This window comes from Sphingobacterium sp. ML3W, from assembly GCF_029542085.1.
Lineage (GTDB): Bacteria > Bacteroidota > Bacteroidia > Sphingobacteriales > Sphingobacteriaceae > Sphingobacterium.
Window position 1 is genome coordinate 1,364,488 of sequence record NZ_CP107036.1, and the last position, 18,121, is coordinate 1,382,608.

Annotated in this window: 9 protein-coding genes; 5 read left to right on the forward strand and 4 right to left on the reverse strand. The window is 43.6% G+C overall.

Annotation, left to right across the window (positions count from 1 at the left end):
- Window positions 1-48: 48 nt before the first annotated feature.
- From OGI71_RS05820 to OGI71_RS05835, 4 genes are all read right to left on the reverse strand, one after another.
- The gene (locus OGI71_RS05820; protein WP_282254437.1) at window positions 49-1,014 is read right to left on the reverse strand and encodes a transketolase C-terminal domain-containing protein; all 966 of its coding nucleotides are present in this window, start codon (window positions 1,012-1,014) and stop codon (window positions 49-51) included.
- A 29-nt stretch (window positions 1,015-1,043) separates the two neighbouring features.
- The gene (locus tag OGI71_RS05825; protein WP_282256130.1) at window positions 1,044-1,898 is read right to left on the reverse strand and encodes a transketolase; all 855 of its coding nucleotides are present in this window, start codon (window positions 1,896-1,898) and stop codon (window positions 1,044-1,046) included.
- 10 nt (window positions 1,899-1,908) lie between these two features.
- Complete coding sequence (gene fsa, locus OGI71_RS05830; protein ID WP_282254438.1) at window positions 1,909-2,577, reverse strand: fructose-6-phosphate aldolase; 669 nt, start codon at window positions 2,575-2,577, stop codon at window positions 1,909-1,911.
- Window positions 2,578-2,760: 183 nt separating this feature from the next.
- Entirely contained in the window at window positions 2,761-6,837 is a 4,077-nt protein-coding gene (locus OGI71_RS05835) for a hybrid sensor histidine kinase/response regulator transcription factor (protein ID WP_282254439.1), read from the reverse strand.
- A gap of 428 nt (window positions 6,838-7,265) precedes the next feature.
- Between OGI71_RS05835 and OGI71_RS05840 the strand changes: the two genes are divergently transcribed.
- The 5 genes from OGI71_RS05840 to OGI71_RS05860 are packed head-to-tail and all read left to right on the forward strand — an operon-like array spanning window position 7,266 to window position 18,115.
- On the forward strand, window positions 7,266-10,448 hold the full coding sequence (locus tag OGI71_RS05840) for a SusC/RagA family TonB-linked outer membrane protein (protein ID WP_282254440.1): 3,183 nt from the start codon (window positions 7,266-7,268) through the stop codon (window positions 10,446-10,448).
- 13 nt (window positions 10,449-10,461) lie between these two features.
- Complete coding sequence (locus OGI71_RS05845) at window positions 10,462-12,360, forward strand: RagB/SusD family nutrient uptake outer membrane protein (protein WP_282254441.1); 1,899 nt, start codon at window positions 10,462-10,464, stop codon at window positions 12,358-12,360.
- Window positions 12,361-12,387: 27 nt separating this feature from the next.
- Window positions 12,388-15,288 (forward strand): SusC/RagA family TonB-linked outer membrane protein, encoded by a 2,901-nt coding sequence (locus tag OGI71_RS05850; RefSeq protein ID WP_282254442.1) that lies wholly within the window; start codon window positions 12,388-12,390, stop codon window positions 15,286-15,288.
- Between the two features lie 21 nt (window positions 15,289-15,309).
- Entirely contained in the window at window positions 15,310-17,073 is a 1,764-nt protein-coding gene (locus OGI71_RS05855; protein ID WP_282254443.1) for a RagB/SusD family nutrient uptake outer membrane protein, read from the forward strand.
- A gap of 16 nt (window positions 17,074-17,089) precedes the next feature.
- Window positions 17,090-18,115, forward strand: a complete 1,026-nt coding sequence (locus OGI71_RS05860) for a DUF5627 domain-containing protein (protein ID WP_282254444.1) — start codon at window positions 17,090-17,092, stop codon at window positions 18,113-18,115.
- The last annotated feature ends 6 nt before the right edge of the window (window positions 18,116-18,121 follow it).

Genomic DNA, 18,121 nt, shown 5'->3' on the forward strand with positions numbered 1-18,121 from the left:
TTATAATTAGTTAAATAGTAATCAAAATTAGTGTTAAACCACTTTATTTTACGACTTGATTAGTTTTCTTTTGAGTACCCGAAGTACCGCGGCTACGATGGCATCGGCATTTAGCCTGTATTTGTCCATAAGCTCTTGTGGTGTTCCCGATTCGCCGAAACTATCATCTACAGCAATATATTCCTGAGGTGCAGGCATCTGCACGGACAAGAGTTGCGCGACACTGTCACCTAGGCCACCAATACGGTTATGTTCTTCGGCTGTCACCACGCAACCTGTTTTTGCGATCGAGACTAGTATAGCCTGGTTGTCCAGGGGTTTGATCGTATGTATATTGATGATTTCGGCGTCGATTCCCAGTTTCTCCAATTCCTCACCCGCCAGGATTGCCTCCCATACTAAGTGTCCTGTTGCAATGATGGTAACCGCAGTCCCGGGGTTGATCATAATCGCTTTTCCGATCTCAAACTCTTGATTTTCATCTGTAAAAACAGGGACAATCGGACGCCCAAAGCGCAAGTAAACAGGCCCTTTATGTCTGGCTGCTGCAACTGTTGCTGCCTTAGTCTGGTTATAGTCGCAGGGATTGATCACTGTCATGCCAGGAAGCATCTTCATCAATCCAATATCTTCGAGGATCTGGTGGGTCGCGCCATCTTCACCCAAAGTAAGTCCGGCGTGAGAGGCTGCGATCTTCACATTTTTATCCGAATAGGCAATTGATTGCCGAATCTGATCGTAAACCCTTCCCGTCGAAAAGTTAGCAAATGTACCCGTAAAAGGGATTTTGCCACCGATGGTTAGCCCAGCTGCGATCCCCATCATATTAGCTTCGGCAATACCGATCTGAAAAAACCGTTCTGGATAGGCATTGATAAAATCATTCATCTTGAGGGAACCAATTAGATCTGCGCAAAGCGCAACCACATTTTCGTCTTGTTTTGCAGCTTCTACCAGCCCTGCACCAAAACCGGAACGTGTATCTTTTGATTCTGTATAGGTATATTTTTTCATTTTAATCAATTTGGAAAATTTATGATTTCTTAAGCGATATAGTCTCCCAATGTCTCGGTATTCTGATTCAACGCCGATGCCAATTGTGCATCATTTGGCGCTATCCCATGCCATTTGTGCGAGCCCATCATAAAGTCGACACCATTACCCATTTCGGTGTGCAACAATACCATGACCGGAAATCGTCTTTTGGTAGCATCCTGAGCTTTTCTCAAACCGGCGATGACCGAGCTGATGTCGTTGCCGCGCCTAACTTCAATAACCTTCCAACCAAATGCTATCCATTTGCCCGGTAAGTCGCCCAGTGAGAGCACATCGTTAGTAGCCCCATCAATCTGAGCGCCGTTATAATCCACTATCGCAATCAAGTTGTCTATTCTATTGTGAGCTGCATACATGGCTGCTTCCCAGATCTGGCCCTCTTGTAATTCGCCGTCCCCCATAAGCACATATACCAATCGGTTATCGTTGTTCAATTTTTTGGCTTGAGCAGCTCCGATCGATACGGAAAGCCCCTGTCCCAATGATCCCGAAGCAATACGGATACCCGGTAAACCTTCGTGGGTCGTTGGGTGGCCCTGCAAACGCGAATTGAGTTTTCTGAATGTTGCAAGTTCATCAATGGGAAAATATCCTGCGCGCGCCAGTACACTGTAAAACACGGGCGATATATGCCCGTTGGAAAGGAAAAACAGATCTTCTCCGGACCCATTTAAATCAAATTGTTCATTTCGCTGCATCAATTCGAAATACAGGCAGACCAATAATTCGGTACAACCCAGCGATCCACCGGGATGCCCAGATTGACAACCATGAACCATACGGACGATATCCCGCCGCACTTGCGCAACGATCGCCTCTAAATTGTGTACACTATTTTTAATCATCACCATCTCATTTATTAATTTGTGTAGCCACACGTTTATGATCCGCTAAAAATTGCGCCAGTCCACTATCGGTCAAGGGATGTTTCAATAATGCATATATAGCCTGTAAAGGCCCGGTCATTACATCTGCGCCAATTTTAGCACAGCCTAAGATATGGGCACTATGACGAACCGAAGCTGCTAAAATCTGCGTCGGAAAATCATAATTATCATAGATCGTACGTATTTCACGAATCAAGGCCAAACCATCGACAGATATATCATCAAGCCTTCCAACAAATGGCGATACATATGTGGCGCCAGCCTTGGCAGCCAAAAGTGCCTGCCCGGCAGAAAAGATCAAAGTACAGTTCGTTTTAATCTGATGGGTATTAAAATATTTGATCGCTTTAATACCATCCTCAGTCATCGGGACCTTAACAACGATTTTTTGATCTAAGGCCGCCAATAGCAAACCTTCTTCAATCATGGAGTTATAATCGGTCGAAATCACTTCTGCACTGACATCGCCTTCGACGATGCTACAGATTGCGCGGTAATGAGCGTGGATATTTTCTGTCCCTGTGATTCCCTCTTTAGCCATCAGTGAAGGGTTGGTGGTCACACCATCCAATATCCCTAAATTTTGAGCTATACGAATCTCACTGAGACTTGCTGTATCGATAAAAAATTTCATTTTTTAAATTGATTAGTTGAATAGTCACCAGTTCTCTGGTGATTGGTTATAAGACAAAACTATCGTTTTCCATAAGTGAGGATTGCAACAAATAAAAAAAAGAAGGGTAAAAATGTATAAAACAAATTACCCTTCCGAAAAATAGCACCTAAAACAGCTATTTATACAGCAATTATATGGCTGTTATATCGAAGTACATTTTTGCGAATGAATATATTCACTTGGCGTCATCTGATATTTTGCTTTGAAGACCTTGGTAAAATAGTTCGGATTTGCGAATCCCGTTTCGTAGGCAATTTCAGAAATGGACTTATCACTTTTCTCCAGCAAGCTCGCGGCCTTCTCCAGTTTTACTGAGCGGATAAAATCTACAGGTGACATTCCTGTAAGTTCCAGTAGTTTATTGTACAAAGACGCTCTACTCATTGAGGTGTGGCTACTCAGTGCCTCAACCGACAATTGTGGGTTATCGATATTATCGTGGACGTAGTTCAATACTTTTTGCAAAAACTTATCCTTTTCGGAGACGACGGTCAATTCGGGAGCTACAATTGACACCTGCTTACTATAAACTTCTTTAAATGCTTGATTTAACTGGAGCAAACTATTGACCTTTGCAACAAGAACTTGCATATCAAAAGGTTTTGTAAGGTAACCTACCGCACCGGATTCCAATCCGCAGACAAGTCCATTATCTACCTGTGAAGCGGTCAATAATACGACAGGGATATGTTTTGTGCGCTTGTCCTGCGCCAATTTCTGTGAAAATTCCATTCCGTTGAGATAAGGCATTTGTACATCGCTTACGACAAGGTCAGGGTGATGAAAAAGGGCCTTTTGCCAACCGTCTTTCCCATTAGTAGCCTCAATGATCTGATAGTATTCACTTAAGGATTCTTTGAGATAATACCTGAAATCTTCATCATCTTCGATAATCAGCACAAGTGGATTCTGTCTCACTTCAATGGGCTCGGCTGAAGTAATGATCTCCTGTTCGAATGGGATTTCATGATCCTGCTCTGCAGGATCTAACCATAGATCAAATGTGAACACACTGCCTTTTGCTGGCTGGCTGTCCACCGCGATCTTTCCATTGTACATTTGTACAAATGACTGCGCGATCGATAGACCAATGCCCGAACCCTGGCTAGCAACCTTGCCATCATTGTCATATTGAAAAAAACTCTCAAATATAGATTCGTGCAACTGCTGAGGAATTCCGATTCCTGTGTCCCGTACCTCCAGATAGACATGTATTTTTTGGTCCGCCATGTTTACTGATGATATACTTACTGCGATATCACCGCCCTTCTTTGTGAATTTAAAGGCGTTATAGATTAGATTAAATAGAATGCGTTCGACTTTATTGCGGTCGAAACGGCAATATACCTTCTCTTGGCAAGGCAAAAAAGAGTAATCTATCCCCTTTTGCAGTGCCATATCCTGAAATGATCGATACGTTTCCTGCACAAAAGATACCAATTCGCCATCTTCATCCTGCAGTTTCAGCTCGTGGTACTCCATTTTTCTGAAATCAAGCAGCTGATTTACGAGATTTAACAATCTTCGCGCATTTCTTCTGATGAGCGCAAGCTGATCCCCCAGTTTACTATCCTTATTTTTGGAAACCAAGGCATCAATAGGCCCCATGATCAATGAAATTGGCGTACGGAATTCATGGCTTAAATTTGTTAAAAACTTTATTTTCATCGCATCAAGCTGATGTTTGGTTTCGGCATCTCTTCTCTGCTGTTCAATAAGTTGTTTTGCCTCTATACGCTCCTGTTCGATGGCAAATTTTTGTTTTAATTTTTGTATTCCGCGATGCCGCATCCACCACAGTGTTCCCGCTATTGCAAGCACATAAAAAATATAGGCATAAACTGTACGCCAGAATGGTGGGGCAACGTGTATGGCAATGGATTTGATTTCCTTGTTCCAAATTCCGTCATTATTGCTGGCACGCACCTGGAAGATATAATCTCCGGGATCCAGATTGGTATAATAAGCATTATTTTCTTTCCCATTCCGAATCCAGTTTTTATCAAAGCCAACCAGCCGATACTCATATTGATTATCCTCGGGCACGGTAAGATTTAATGCCGCAAAAGAAATTGAAAAATTTTGTTTATACTTTAACTGAATACGATCTGCGGTCAACAACGACTGTTGTATTGGTCCTTTATCTGCGGGTTGAATGCTGACATTGTCAATTTTTAGGTCAGTCAGAGCCACTTTAGCAGGATTGCTATTTGTCTTTAGGTGCGCCGGATAAAAATGATTAAAACCCTTTTGTCCACCAAAGTATATTTCCCCGTCGGCGGTCTTTAGGGATGCACCGAGCATAAAAGCGCCCTCCTGTAATCCCACCGCATTTGAGTAGTTTTTAAATTTGTTTTCCGATGGAGCATAACAGCTTAACCCTTTATTCGTTGAAAACCACATCCGTCCTTTATCGTCTTCGACGATACTCTGTATCGCACCATTCGCTAGGCCATCTTTTTCAGAAAGGGTTTCAAATTGTGTTTTTCCTTTTCGGAGTATCCCTACGCCATTGCCATTGGTCCCCACCCACAGGTTTCCATTTTTGTCGCTATGCACTGCCAGTATGTAATTGCTAGGCAGTTTATTATGTGCTTTATCAAAAGTTGTTGTTCGCTTGGTCAGGGGATTATACATGACAAGCCCTGCCCCATAAGTACCTATCCACATATGGTGACTTTGGTCCTCTTCCAGGGCACGTATAAAATTGCCGGGCAGCTGGACTCCATCTACTCCGCCATCATCCCTTCTATATTTCTTTACAATGCCGGTGCCTTTTTGAATGACATTGATGCCACCACCGTTGGTCCCTACCCAAACATTTCCTTCAAAATCACTTTTTAGGCAAAAAACATCATTATTATTTAAATTAATCTCCTTTGTGCCAGCCGTATATCGCTTTAAACTTCCAGTCATAAGATCATAACAAAGTACCCCCTGTTGATAGGTACCGATCCAAAGTTGATCGAGTTTTCTTTCCAAAGCCAATACAGTAAGATCCGAAGGCAGGCTAGCGGATAGTTTCACCGATGAGATTCCATCTGTTTTCCTATCGTATTGCCAAACACCTCCACCATCAACACCCAGAAAAATCTTGTTTTGATAAGCAGCAAATGAGGTTATCATAGCAGGATCACCGGTCATTCCCTCCAAGAAGTCTAAACTCTTTAACCTAAATTGGCTTAAGTTGGTATCGTACTTATTCAAGCCCCCTTGAAATGTACCTATCCAATAAATGCCACTGTTATCAGCGAATATAGATCGGATAGATTTATGTGATAAGCTATGCACATTGCTTGGATCAGGCCTAAAGGTACGGATTGTAAGATCTTTTGTATTAAGCACATCGAGCCCGTTATCTGTCCCGATCCATAATCCCTGCTTTTCACTATAACACATGGTATATATACGTGGGCTGCTCAGATTTCCTTTGCCCTGCTGTGCAATAAACTTATTGAAGTGGAGCTCGCCCGGATTGAGGTATTTAAGTCCGAGCATCGAACCTATCCAGATGCGGCCTTTATCATCTTCTATGATGGAGGTCATTTCAATTCCATTTCCGTAACCTTCTTGTTCAGAAAGAACCTCAAAACGCTTTACCGTTTTTAGATCCTTTGAAATTCGAAAAACAGCATTTTCCGATGAAACCCACATATTATTTTGTCTATCCCGAAAGACGCAACTGGTCACTTTTCCTGCAAAGGTCTGGATAACATATTTATATTTTGGATCAGATTTTTTTTGGAGGTCGTTAACATCTAAAATAGATAATGCCCCATAGGAGGCGATCCAAATATTTCCATCTGCATCTTTATCAATTGCATTTATAGCTGTACTAAGCCATTTACCGTCTGGAGTGAGATTATACGAACGAATGCGGTCAGCCTCACGATCGTAATAACTCAAGCCACCACCATTTGTGCCAATCCAAATCCGACCTTTTTTATCTTCACAGAGCGCCGAAATATGATTAGCCATCAAACTGTTTTCTTTGTCTGCGTCATAACGATAGACATTGTAATGGCGGCCGTCAAAGCGATTAAGTCCATCTTCTGTTCCCAACCAGAGAAAACCATCACCATCGCGATAAATGCTATAGATGGTATTGGAGGAAAGTCCATCTTTCGACGAATACCGTTGAAATGTAGCAGGCTGATTCTGCCCATAGGAAAAAAATGTTAGCAATGCTAAGCATAATAGCAGTAAAGTTCGTGTCATATATTTAGGTGTCATCTTCGCTATAAAAAATAACGTCGTGTACTGTCACTAATTTATTAAATTAATCCTGATCCAACGAGTCTCAAGAACGATTTGTACCCATAATCGAACATATTTGACATTCTTATCCTTCATTTAAACATTCTTGCTATCCCCCCAATTTTTCATTAGCTAGTTTTGATGTACAATTATAAACCGCTTTGAAATGGTATTCCAAGCAGGATAGTCAACAGCCGAAAATGCAACCGGTTGCTAAATTTTCAAAGTAAAACATTAACCAATTATTATTTAAAGCATATGACAACATTGGATGATCCATAATCTATGATCCATTATGATCAAAAATAACCTGTGGTGCTACCATACCAACCAATTACAAACAAATTAACCAACGAATTTTTAAACCTATTTATCAATCCACAAATGCTATGATGACTACATTTAGTATCACTCTTGTAAGGCATTGGAAGAAGCTATGGGGTATAGCTAGACCATTCTATTTACTGTTGCTCTTTATTTTTGTTGGACAGTCAACATTACTTGCCCAGGCTAAAAGACAAATAAAGGGTGTTATTGTTGACGGCAACCATAAGCGCGTAAGCGGTGCCTCAATAAAATTAAAAGGCACGTCTTTGGCAACTTCCAGTGATGATGAGGGTACCTTTACACTTCAGGTCCCTGCCGATAAAAATCTACTGACCATTTCCAAACTAGGCTATAATCAGGCCGAGGTTGATATTGCTCAGAAAACTACGATAGAAGTCCAATTGACTGATAGAACTCTTGAAATAGAAGAAACCATCGTTGTAGGATACGGTCGGCAAAAGAAAGAAACAGTTGTGGGTGCTATTGCCCAAACTTCGGGAAAAATCCTGGAGCGCGCCGGAGGCGTATCCAGTGTAGGTGCAGCCTTAACGGGCAATGTACCGGGCGTGATCACTACCGCAAGTACGGGAATGCCCGGCGAGGAAGACCCGCGTATTGTCATTCGGGGCCGCAGTACCTGGAACAACACAGATCCGCTGGTGATGGTCGATGGTGTCGAGCGACCTTTATCAGCAGTTGACATCAGTTCTATCGAAACGATTTCAGTACTCAAAGACGCATCGGCTACCGCTGTTTATGGTGTCAGAGGAGCAAATGGGGTTATCTTGATCACTACCAAACGCGGTAAAGAAGGGCAAATGCTCATACGTGGTACCGTCAACAATATCGTTAAAACTGTTTCACAACTACCGGGTAAAATGGATTCGTACGATGCATTGATGCTACGTAATAAAGTGATTGAGTATGAATTGGGTATCAACCCTGCAAGTTGGGCCGATTATTCACCGCAGGATATTATCAATAAATACCGTTTCCCGGCCGATCAAACCGAACGTGAGCGTTATGTAAATACCGACTGGGCAAAAGAACTCTTTAGAAGCCAAGCATTTTCGCAAAATAGCAGTGTTAATATTGCTGGGGGGACCCCATTTGTCAAATACTTTGCCAACGCGGATTATCTGTATGAAGGTGATCTATTTCGCCAGTTTGAAAACGCACGGGGTTATAAAGCCGGCTACGGATTTAATCGTCTTAATGTGCGTTCGAATCTAGATTTCCAACTTACGCCAACAACCAAGTTTTCAACAAATCTTGCAGGTTCACGTGGTGTCCGAAAAAGCCCATTTGGTGGTGGAAACGATTATTCCTATTGGATTGCAGCTTACACCGTCGCACCGGATGTTATCTATCCACGTTATTCAGATGGTACCTGGGGGTTCAATGCGCCAAACCCAAATGCCGGCATAAACTCTGCCCGTGTATTGGCTATAAGCGGAACCGAGTATATTACGACAAGTCGTATCACAACAGATTTTACGCTCGAACAGGACCTCAAATTTCTAACAAAAGGTCTTAATCTCCGCGGAACAATCTCTTTGGATAATACATTTGTAGAGGGCAGGCGTGGTATCAATGATGCCAATAATAGCACCCAAAGCAAGTGGATAGATCCCAAAACCGGACTTCCAACCTATCAAATACCTTTTGATGGAACCAATAGATTTGATTTTGCCGAAGGTATTGACTGGACGATAGAAGGAGGAACCGTAAACAACGCACTCACGTACAGGAGATTATTTTATCAGTTGCAATTAAATTATGCAACTACCTTGGCTAAAAACCACAATATTTCAGCTATGGGTTTAGTTAACCGCAATCAATACGGAAGAGGGAGCACCGTTCCATCCTATCGGGAAGACTGGGTGTTCCGTACCACCTACAATTATAAAAACAAATATATGCTCGAGTATAATGGCGCATATACAGGATCGGAGAAATTCGCTCCTGAAAACAGATTTGCCTTTTTTAATTCAGGTGGTATCGGCTGGTTAGTTTCGGAAGAAGAGTTTATGAAACCTTTATCCTTTTTGAACACATTAAAGCTGCGTGGCTCTTATGGGGATATTGGCGACGATAGTGGTGGTGGACAATTTCTTTATTTAACGCAATGGGCTTACGGTGGTACTTCAGGAATGGGTGTCGACGGTCGGTTTTCTTACTCCGATGGAAATACCAGTCCATACATCTGGTATAAAGAAAATGTGCTTGGAAACCCAAATATCCGCTGGGAAAAAGTTAAGAAGTTAAACTTCGGGGTGGACTTTGGACTGTTCAACGGACAGATTTCTGGAAAGGTAGACTTCTTCAAAGATCATAGGACGAATGTACTTATCACGGGTGGCGGAAGGTCTATTCCCTCCTATTTCGGCGTTGAGGCCCCAACGGCCAACCTCGGAGAGGTAGAAAATAAAGGTTATGAAGTCGAACTGAAATTCAATAAGCAACTTAACCCCAATTGGCGAATATGGGCAGATATTAATTTTACCCATGCCAAGGACAAAGTCATCAATGCTGATGCTCCAGAATTGCTTCCGGAATATCAGAAACCGGACAATAAGCAGGTGAGTCAAACCTATTCCTATGTTAGCTCCGGGTATTACAATACCTGGGATGAACTTTATGGCAGCACCATACACGAAAGCAATGACCTTGCTAAGCTCCCTGGCAATTATCACATCCTGGATTATAACGGTGATGGTATTATTGATGCCAAGGACAATATTCCATATGCCTTTCCCTCTGTTCCACAAAACACATACAATTGTACGATTGGGTTTGACTGGAATAATTTCAGTGTAATGACACAATGGTATGCCGTCAATAATGTCACTCGTCAGGTTGTCTTCAATAGTTTCTCGGGACAGCTTAATCTGGCCTACGATGAAGGTTCTTATTGGTCAAAGGACAATATTAATGCCGATGTGCCACTCCCACGATGGCTATCTCAATCGAGCAGTTACACCCCTGGCAACAGGTATATGTTTGATGGCTCATACATCCGATTGAAGACAGCTGAAATTGCCTACAATTTTAACCGGGAATCCAGTATGATCAAGCGCTTGGGGCTTCAAAACCTTCGCCTATTCGTAAATGGTAACAACCTGGTCTTCTGGTCGAAAATGCCCGATGACCGAGAATCCAATTACGCCGGTACAGGTTGGGCATCTCAAGGAGCTTATCCTACTGTAAAACGGTTTAATCTAGGTGCAAACATTACTTTTTAAAGCAATTAGACAGATGAAAAAATATTTCAAGGTAATCTTTATAACTGGTGTGCTCTGGTCGTCTACATCATTACTCTCCTGCAATAAATATCTCGATAAAGAGGAACAGTCCAATGTATCGTCCAAAGAAGCATTTAAAAACTTTATAAACTTCCAGGGTTATACTGAGGAACTTTACAATTGCGTAGTCAATTTCAGCAACAACTACTGGACCAACTCCTGGAATTGGGGGGAAGATGAAATAACCTCCACAGCAAACAATTTTCATTTCGTAAACAAAATAGACCAAGGCAATTTTTGGGGTTGGCAAAGGGAATCTGATGGCTGGGGTGCTGGTTGGATGGATCAGGGAGATTTTACCACCAGAAACGACGATGTATTCGCCAACCGTGCCTTCCGCGATCTATGGAGCGCCGCCTGGTTTGGCCTTCGGAAAATAAGCCTTGGCTTAGAAAATATCGACAAACTGAACGAAGCTACGCAAGAAGAAAAGAACCTGATCAAGGGTCAATTGTTATTTTTCCGAGGTTGGTTTCACCACCGACTGATGGAATATTTTGGCGGTATGCCGTATATAAACTATGTACTTCCAAGCGACGAAAAGCTTCGGTTACCACGACTTAGCTATCAGGCTTGTGCGGATCTTGCCGCGGCCGATTTTAGAGAAGCGGCCGACCTCTTACCGATCGACTGGGACAATACAACCGCTGGAAAGCGTACACTGGGCAAAAACCAGTTGCGCATCAATAAGATCATGGCGCTGGCCTATCTCGGCAAAAACTACCTTTGGGCTGGAAGTCCACTGATGAATTTTCAGTCTACCGGGAGTAAAACCTATCAGGCTGATTATTGTAAAAAAGCTGCCCAAGCCTTTGGCGAATTGCTATCCCTTGTTGAGAGCGGCCAGACAAATTATGCGCTGGTACCCATGGCCAACATCCATTTAAACTTTTATACAACGGGGCAAAACTGGGCTATGCCAGGCAGCACAGAAGCTATTTTTAGAGGCCCTTATATTGATGCATGGGTATCTAACTGGGGAACGAGCAAGCAATATATCCCACTGGAGGTTGGAGATGGTGACCTTAAGTTTAATCCAACCGCAAATTATGTCGACTACTATGGCATGAAAAGTGGCCTACCGATCAAGGACATTACCCAGTCCGATGCGGAGTCTGGATACAATGCCGAATATCCCTGGAAAGATCGGGATCCACGCTTTTACAAGGACATTATTTTTGACGGTGCAAAAGTCGTTCAGGGAAATATGTCGGCATCAGAAGAAAAAAACCGCAACGCCAATCTGTACACAGGCGGAAGCTATCGGGATACCCGCACGGGCAGTCAGACCGGCTATGTCTTACGCAAATTTATCCCTTTAACATCCAATAAATATGATCAAGCCTATAGCTATGGTACCAATCTTCATATTTACGTCCCTTATATGCGCCTTGCAGATGTCTATCTGATGTATGCCGAATCTGTCCTAATGGCTTCCAATTCGGCCACGGGTAAAGCAGACAATTACGGTAAAACGGCTGTTGAGGCAATCAATGTCGTGCGCGATCGCGCTGGCGTGGGCCATGTAGATAGCAAGTTTCTCGGCTCCGCGGCCTCCCTGCTCCCCGAGCTACGTCGCGAACGCGCTGTGGAACTTTCCTTCGAAGGGCACCGCTTTAATGATCTGCGTCGCTGGTTGTTGTTGACCGAATCGCCTTACACTTTAAAGAAAGCGGTTTCGTTTGATCGAGCAGGAACATTTAACAATCAAGATCCATCTCAAAATCGCGTTGTCAATATCCAGGAGAATATCATTTTGGAACGCAAATTTACGAGTAAACATTACTGGTTGCCACTAAAGGTCAGAGATGTCAATATGTATCCCGAGTTCTATCAGAACCCAGGCTGGTAACAAGTTTTTCATTTAATCATTCAAAAAATGAAGTACAAAAAATTAAGAATAGCGTTATGTCTTGGATTAAGCTGGATAGCCGCCTTTGATGGGATGGCCAAAGAATCTCTTGATCCAACCATTGGACAATATAAAAATACACTTTCAACATTTTCGAAAACTGGTCTTCAGGACAGTATCGGCATAGACAGTACGGCGCTTGTACAAGTCGCTTTCCGTAAAGTTCAGAAAAATGACCTCATGGGAAATGTCCAGGCTATCAATATCCCCCAATTGCTCGACAAGAGCTACAGCACCTACAGTCTAGAAAATCTCGATGCCTTTATTCCAGGCTACAACAGCAATATCGGGGGCACGAACGGTAATATCTGGGGGATGAGCGGTTATTTGGTCCTAGTGGATGGATTTCCACGCGACGCTAATAATGTTATGCCGACAGAGATCGAGCAGATCAGTGTATTGAAAGGAGTCAATGCCATCGCACTTTATGGTAGCAGAGCTGCCAAAGGTGTCATCAGTATCACGACTAAACGCGGAAAAGCCGGTGCTCAGAAAATAAAAATCAGGGCTAATGCCGGTCTCAATGCGGCGATCAGTTATCCAAAATACCTGGGCTCAGCAGAATATATGACATTGTATAATGAAGCCCGCCAAAATGATGGACTAACACCACTCTACAGTGCCGAAACCATCTATCAGCATGCAGCCGGGACAAATCCCTTTCGCTACCCCAATGTCGATTATTATTCATCGGACTATATCAAAGATCACTATAACCGCTACGATGCGACTGCCGAAATTTCGGGCGGCAATCAGCGCGCGCAGTACTATACCAACTTTGGATTTTGGTCAGAAGGATCCATGCTCAACTTTGGGCAGGCGAAAAAAAATGGTGGTGCAAATAGATTTAACATGCGTGGTAATATAGATGTCAAAGTCAGCGACATCATCTCATTAAATGTAGATGCTGCTGCCAGTTTCTATGTTTCAAAGGGGGTGAATGCGAACTATTGGGAGGCAGCGGCCAACATACGGCCACACCGCTTTTCTCCCCTCATCCCGATCGATATGATCGAGGAAGGCGACCTCAACTCGATGGTGTATGTCAATAATAGTAATTTTCTCATCGATGGCAAATACCTCCTGGGGGGAAGTCAGCTCGACCAGACTAATGCCTTTGCAAATGTCTATGCAGGCGGCACCAACCGCTATCTCAACCGGCAGTTTCAGTTTAATACAGGTTTGAATTTCGACTTAAAAAATATCCTGGAAGGCCTGGTGTTCAAAACCAACCTCGCCGTGGACTATCAGTCAAATTACAATCAGTCTTACAACAACAATTATGCGGTGTATCAAGCTTCATGGAACAACTATGACGGAAAAGATCAGATCAGTGGCCTCACAAAATATGGCGATGACCGCATATCGGGCATCCAAAATATTAGCGGCAGCACCTATCGGCAGACCATCGGGCTTAATGGATCCCTAAACTTTAACCGTACCTATGGTAGCAACCACCATGTTTCGGCAATCCTATTGGCCAATGCGTTTCAGGTAGCTGCCTCCGGCAGCTACCATAAAGTCAGCAACGCCAACCTAGGTCTACAGCTAGGTTACAACTATTCAGGTAAATATTATGTTGACTTTAGTAGCGCTTATAGCCATTCGGCGAAGTTACCGCAGGGAAACAGGCGAGCCCTCTCCCCTACACTGGCCCTTGCCTGGCGCCTGTCAGAAGAAAATTTTCTCGCCAATAGCAGCGTTGTCAATGAGTTAAGGTTATCCGCTTCGGCAGGTATCTTAAACACCGACCTGGACATCAGCGATTATTTCCTTTATCAGGGCTATTATACCTACAACAACGGGGCTTGGTATAGCTGGGCGGATGGTGCATTAGTACACTCTTTTGACCGACGGAGGGGTGACAACCCAAACATGAAATTTCCAAAACGCAAGGAATTTAACATCAACCTTGAAGGTGGACTTTACAATAACCTGATCACCTTCAATACCTCTTACTTTTTTAATCGTATGAGTGGCGGTTTGGTACAAGCGGAAACGCAATATCCAATGTATTTTATGACAGGTTGGCCTGTTTACTCGGATCTCCCCTACATCAATTACAACAGTGACGAACGCCGGGGTATCGACTTTGGCATCAATCTGAACAAACAGATAAACCAAACTTTTGTATCACTGGGCTTCAACGGGATGTATTATACGACAAAGGCAGTAAAAAGGGATGAACTCTATCAGTTTAGTTATCAAAATAGAGCAGAAAAACCGCTAGATGCACTATGGGGTTTACAGCACGATGGTTTTTATATGAACCAGTCCGATATTGACAATTCGGCCTTCTCTTCATTTGGTGAAGTAAACCCCGGTGATATGAAGTATAAAGATCAAAATGGGGACGGCACGATTGATACGCGCGATGAAGTTTATCTGGGCAAAGGTGGATGGTCCGGATCGCCACTTACACTTGGACTCAACCTTACGGTCAAATGGAACAACTTCACCTTATTTGCTGCCGCTACAGGCCAGTTCGGTGCCAAGGCCATGAAAAATAGTTCTTACTTTTGGGTAGATGCGGAAGATAAATATTCGGTGGTCGTCCGTGACCGCTGGACAGAGTCCACCAAGGAAACCGCAACGTATCCGCGCCTTACCACCTTCAATAGTGATAACAACTTTCGAAGCTCAGACTTTTGGCTATATAAGACCGATCGCATCAACCTGTCCAAAGTGCAGCTTTCCTACGATTTTCCCAAACGTATACTCAATTCCAAATTTATCCATGAACTGGGAATCTATGCCAATGGATCCAATCTGTTGATGATTGCAAAAGAAAAAGAAACAATGCAACTGAATATTGGACAAGCGCCGCAAACCCGATTCTTCAACGTCGGGCTAAAGGCTCTATTTTAATCATGAATAGTTAAAATGAGAATGATGAAAAAAATATTAACCATAGCTATCCTGAGCAGCCTGCTATTTTCTTCCTGCGAAGATATGTTCGAGCCGGCTCTAGAGAATAACCTTGAAATTGAAACGGCCAATAGCCGTCCTTTATACGCCCAGGGACTGCTTTTAAATGGGTACAACCGTATTCCCAGCAATAGCTACAGCTTTGATGACGTCGCGACCGACAATGCGGTGAGCAACGATAAAAATAATAGTTTTCTAAAAACGGCAACTGGCCAGTGGACAAGTATAAACAACCCTTTTGACCAATGGCGCAACAGTTATGCAGCCATACAATATCTGAACAACTTTCTGTCCTTAACGGATCAGGTCGAATGGGCTATGGAGCCAAAAGTCAGCGTCCTGTTCAACGACCGGATGAAGGGTGAAGCCTATGGCCTTCGTGCGCTGTTTATGTTCCATCTCCTACAGGCGCATGCCGGCAAGTCAAGCACAGGAGAAATACTGGGCGTACCGATTCATTTGACTCCCGAGACCGTCAATTCGGATTTCAATCAACCTCGAGCTCCATTTGAAGCTTGTATGCAACAGTTGTACGATGATGTCAAAAAAGCAGAGGATTTATTGCCGATGGATTATGAAAATATCAGTAACGATAGCCAGGTTCCGGTCAAATATACAGGATCCATAAACGCTAATGATTACAATCGTGTATTTGGCTCCACATTCAAATTACGGATGACCAAACGCATCGCCCAGGCTATTCGTGCCAGAGCAGCGTTATTAGCAGCAAGTCCGGCCTATAGTGAAGGCAGTAAAACGACCTGGGAGCAAGCCGCTACCTATGCAGGAGAGGTCATCCAGGCCAAAGGTGGTGCCAGTGGCATCGATCCCAAAGGATTTACCTGGTACAATAAAGAAGTGGTCGACGGTTTAACCTCCGGATCCAATCCGGCCGAAATTCTTTGGCGTACAGACAAAGGAAATAGCAATAGCATGGAGCAAGACCATTTTCCGCCCACCTTATTCGGCAGAGGGCGGCTCAACCCAACGCAGAATCTGGTCGATGCCTTCCCCATGGAGAATGGTTATCCCATTGCCGATGCCAATTCGGCCTACAATAAAGCCAATCCCTACGATAAACGGGATCCCCGATTGAAGACCTATATCATTGTCAATGGTGCAACAGCAGGTGTCAGCAATATAGCGATCAATACGACAGCCAATAGTCCGACAAATGACGGCTTGAATAAAGTCGAAACATCCACACGGACGGGTTATTACCTGAAAAAGCTCCTGCGTCAGGACGTCAATCTCAACCCTTCATCTTCTACCCAGCAAATGCATTTCAATGCACGTATACGCATGACGGAAATGTATCTGGCCTATGCCGAAGCGGCTAATGAAGCTTGGGGGCCTACGGGTATGGGCATCTTTACGTTCTCGGCCTACGATATCATCAAAGCTATTCGCAGACGTGCAGGTGTAGGCGCCAACAATGGCGATCCTTACCTAGAGCAGGTAAAAAACAATAAAGATCAAATGCGGCAGCTGATCCGAAACGAACGCCGACTGGAGCTTTGTTTTGAAGGGTTCCGGTTTTGGGATCTCCGCCGTTGGAAAATGGATATCAATGTCGCCGCAAAGGGAATTAGTATCACCAATAACAATTATACCGAAATACCTGTAGAGAATAGACTTTATGAAACCTATATGAATTACGGTCCTATCCCCTACAGCGAAGTACTCAAATACAGCAATCTTGCACAAAATATAGGCTGGAATTAAACTTAACATGCACACGATGAAAAAGATCAATATCCTGTACGCGATGGCTTTAGTAAGCCTGGCGTCCTGCAAAAATAATGACTGGGAGTTCCCGGACTTCGAATTTCAATCGGTATACTTCGCTTATCAGACACCCGTCAGAACAGTGACTCTGGGCGAAGACATCTTTGACAACAGCCTTGACAATCAACATAAGGTCAAAGTCATGGCAACCACGGGTGGCGTGTATAACAATAAGAAAGACATTCGTATCGACTTCGTTGTGGACAACAGTCTCACGCGTGGACTCAGCTACCCAAATGGCCAGGCAGTTACCGCATTGCCTGACAATTATTATCAGCTTGCCAGCAACCAGATTAGCATTCCGAGTGGTAGTCTCACGGGCGGCGTAGAGGTGCAACTGACCGACGCATTTTTTGCCGATCCCAAGTCGTTGGAAACCTATTACGTTTTACCGCTCCGGATGACAAAGGTTGTCAATGCCGATTCTATCCTCTCTGGTAAAACTTCCTTACAGACCGCCAATAGGGCAATTGCATCCGACTGGGATGCCGCACCGAAAGATTTTACCTTCTATGCCCTTAAATATATCAATCCCTGGCATGGCAATTACCTTCGCCGCGGCACCGATCAGATCGTTGGCAAAGGAGCCAATAGCAGCTTGACAAAAAATGTTGTCAGACATCAGGCTTATGTCGAAAAAGATGAAGTCAAAAACATCAGTACGGCCGCACTTAAGAAATCGATCTTGCCGCTATCTTTTAAGGGAGCTGGAGATGTCAATATCAATGTCAATCTGAACCTATCTTTTGATGACGACAACAATTGCAGCATTAGCTCGGCAAGTGCGGGCATATCCGCTACAGGAACTGGAAAGTTTGTCAAACGGGGCGAAAAAAACAGCTGGGGCAATACAGACAGAGATGCACTTTATCTATCCTATACGATCGATATGGCACAAATGAGCGTCACAAGCAAGGATACCCTCGTAATGCGGGACAGATCCGTCAAAATGGAAACTTTTACGCCCATCAAAAAGTAGTCTCAA